Genomic DNA, 2,435 nt, shown 5'->3' with positions numbered 1-2,435 from the left:
CGAACCTCGAACCTCGAACCTCGAACCTCGAACCTAGCTCTTAAAAGCGTCTTGTAGTGGAGGGACTACTTGCTTTTTGCGGCTCAATACGCCGTCTAGCCATACTTTACCGTCTTCTGGCTTTTCACCATAGGCTTGCTCAACAAGGCTGGCATCGTCTGATGCAATCAGCATTTGTGAGCCTTCTTTCATAATGTCGGTTAGTAGTAAAAATACTGAATGACGACCGCCTTCTTCTTTAAGCTTGGCGATGTCGGCTTCAAGGTCGGCTTTAATCTCGTCAAATACCGCAAGGTCAATAACTTCTAACTGACCAATACCAACGAGGTTACCGTTCATGTTAAAGTCTTTAAAGTCACGCATTACTAAGTCACGTACTGGCGTATCTTCAACGGCTGACTTAACACGGAACATGTCCATGCCTAGTTCTTTAAAGTCTTCAATGCCTGCAATTTCTGCAAGCGCTTCAACACATTTAATATCGGCTGTGGTACAGGTTGGCGATTTAAAAATAACCGTGTCGCTTAAAATGGCGCAAAGCATAATGCCGGCAATGTCTTTAGGGATCTCTACGTTATAAAAATCGTACATCATCTTAATAATGGTGTTTGAACAACCAACAGGGCGGATCCAACACTCAAGCGGAGTTGATGAAGTTAAATCACCTAATTTATGGTGATCAACCACGCCAACAACGCGAGCCTGATCAATATCGTCAGGCGCTTGGGTTTTCTCTGTGTGGTCGACAATATAAACGTCTTCGCCAGCGTAGCTAAGTTTTAGCTCAGGTGCTTCAAAACCGAATTTATCTAAAATAAATTGTGTTTCAGGTGACACTTCGCCTAGGCGAGTTGGGATTGCTGGCTCATCAATTTGGTTTTTTAAATACGCCAGTGCAATTGCACCACATATTGAATCTGAATCTGGGATTTTATGGCCCACTACATACATTGACATGACTAAACTCCTTAAAATTTGCCGATATTCTAGCAAAGTCTTTGGGTTTTAACATATAGACAGTGTAATTAAGTTTTGGTTACACTTTAAATCGATATTATTAATTGGAAGACCCACATGCAACTCGGCCGCAAAGGTTGGAACAATGTTATTATTTTTTCGATGTTGATTATGATCTTCTTTTTAAATGGACTGCATAAAAACATAGGGAATGATGAAACACAGGCGCAATTGCAGCCACTACTTCCTGTGCAAAGTTTTGTATTAACACTTAAATTTAGCGACCAAAAAATTGAGCGTATTGGCACTAGTTGGCGTACTACTGCTTTGCAAAAAAATGTACCGCTTAGTTGGCAAGGCTCAGAGCAGCAACTTAGTGAGCTTGTTTATTTATGGCAAAATACCGCGCTGATGACCACTACCACACCTGATGCGCTTGATATGAATAAGCCACTATCGGTAGCCACGCTTGAACTCGCGGGTGAGCCCCTACCTTGGGTGTACTTATTATATGAAGCAAATGGTCAGTATTATCTTCTCGATAAAACCAGTCAGCGACTAATGTTGCTTGATTTAAGCACTGCTAAGCAATTATTTCCTAGTTTTACCTTTTCATAAGTGAGCTTTATAAATGCCTGAATTACCAGAAGTAGAAGTTAGCCGCATGGGCATTACCCCCCATGTGCTAAACCAAGTTGTGACTAAGGTAAACATTCATAATGCCAGTATGCGCTGGCCTGTACCCGATGAGGTATACCAACTTGAGGGGTTGGTGGTTAGCAGTATTGAACGCCGCGCAAAATACTTGCTATTAGAATGTGAGCTTGGGGCGGCTATATTGCACTTAGGGATGTCAGGGAACTTGCGCGTCGTAAATAAAACCGAGCCACTTAAAAAACACGACCATGTTGAGTTTATTTTAGCGAACGACAAAGCACTGCGTTTGAATGACCCTCGTCGCTTTGGTTGTTGTTTATGGCAAGCACCCAATGAAGAGCACAAGCTACTAGCTAAATTAGGCCCCGAACCACTCACTGATGACTTTTTTGCTAAACGTGTTTATGAGCAATCTCGCAATAAAAAAGTGCCCGTTAAACAGTTTATTATGAATAACGCCGTGGTGGTGGGGGTTGGTAATATTTATGCTAACGAATCATTATTTAAAGCAGGTATCGATCCGCGAAAAGAAGCCGGTAAGGTAAGCCTTAAGCGCTACCAAGCGTTAATCCCAATTATAAAAGACACCTTAGCCGCTGCAATTACCCAAGGCGGCACAACGTTAAAAGACTTTGCCCAAAGTGACGGTAAGCCTGGCTACTTTGCGCAGCAGCTATTAGTGTATGGCCGAAAAGGCCTGCCCTGTGTAAATTGCGAGAGCGAACTAACCGAAATTCGCCTAGGTCAACGCAGCACCGTTTTTTGTGAGGTGTGTCAGAAATAATAAAGGTTAAAGGTTAAAGGTTAAAGGTTAAAGGTTA

The 2,435-nt window shown here is 42.4% G+C and carries 3 protein-coding genes; 2 read left to right on the top strand and 1 reads right to left on the bottom strand.

The genetic code is table 11. The features are described 5' to 3' along the window. Positions 1–33: 33 nt before the first annotated feature. Positions 34–957, bottom strand: a complete 924-nt coding sequence (locus BG00_RS17050) for a manganese-dependent inorganic pyrophosphatase (protein WP_013464036.1) — start codon at positions 955–957, stop codon at positions 34–36. Between the two features lie 117 nt (positions 958–1,074). On the opposite strand from BG00_RS17050, the gene BG00_RS17045 reads away from it, so the two are divergent. Next, positions 1,075–1,575 (top strand): hypothetical protein, encoded by a 501-nt coding sequence (locus tag BG00_RS17045; protein ID WP_036984079.1) that lies wholly within the window; start codon positions 1,075–1,077, stop codon positions 1,573–1,575. Between the two features lie 13 nt (positions 1,576–1,588). Continuing rightward, on the top strand, positions 1,589–2,398 hold the full coding sequence (gene mutM / locus BG00_RS17040; protein ID WP_036984078.1) for a bifunctional DNA-formamidopyrimidine glycosylase/DNA-(apurinic or apyrimidinic site) lyase: 810 nt from the start codon (positions 1,589–1,591) through the stop codon (positions 2,396–2,398). Positions 2,399–2,435 lie beyond the last annotated feature (37 nt).

Source organism: Pseudoalteromonas sp. SCSIO_11900, from assembly GCF_000576475.1.
Taxonomy (GTDB): domain Bacteria; phylum Pseudomonadota; class Gammaproteobacteria; order Enterobacterales; family Alteromonadaceae; genus Pseudoalteromonas; species Pseudoalteromonas tetraodonis.
Note: the sequence above shows the minus strand (reverse complement) of the source record. Positions and strands in the feature narration are given on the sequence as shown.